Genomic DNA, 613 nt, shown 5'->3' on the forward strand with positions numbered 1-613 from the left:
GCGCGGTGGCGCAGCCGGGGATCCGCTCCCGCGCGGCCTGGGGCGCCGACGAGACCCTGCGCAAGTCCTCCGCCTCCTACGCCAGCACCATCAAGGCCGCCGTCGTCCACCACACCGCCGACCCCGGCAGCTACACCCAGGCCCAGGTCCCCGCCGTCATCCGCGGCATGTACCGCTACCACACCGTCACCCTCGGCTGGGCCGACCTCGGCTACAACTTCGTCGTCGACCGCTTCGGCGGCATCTGGGAAGGCCGCGCCGGCGGCATCACCCGCCCCGTCGTCGGCGCCCACGCCGGCGGCTTCAACACCGACACCTTCGGCGTGTCCATGATGGGCGACTACAGCAACACCACCCCCTCCGCCGCCTGCCTCGAATCCGTCGCCCAGGTCATCGCCTGGAAGCTGTCCCTGCACGGCGTCGACCCCAAGGGCAGCGCGCACCTGACCTCCGCCGGCGGCGGCACCGCCCGCTACAAGGCCGGCACCAGCGTCACCCTGCGCACCATCAACGCCCACCGCGACGTCGGCTACACCGCCTGCCCCGGCAACGCCGGCTTCGCCAAGATGGACAGCATCCGCACCCGCGTCGCCCAGATCACGGGCTCCGGCGG

At 72.9% G+C, this 613-nt stretch carries 1 protein-coding gene; it reads left to right on the top strand.

What is annotated here, in order from left to right:
* The coding region (locus tag ACRYR8_RS21210) for a peptidoglycan recognition protein family protein (RefSeq protein ID WP_432486246.1) at positions 1 to 613 on the top strand (613 nt) is incomplete at both ends.

Source organism: Kineococcus esterisolvens (genome assembly GCF_050871405.1).
Classification (GTDB): Bacteria; Actinomycetota; Actinomycetes; order Actinomycetales; family Kineococcaceae; genus Kineococcus.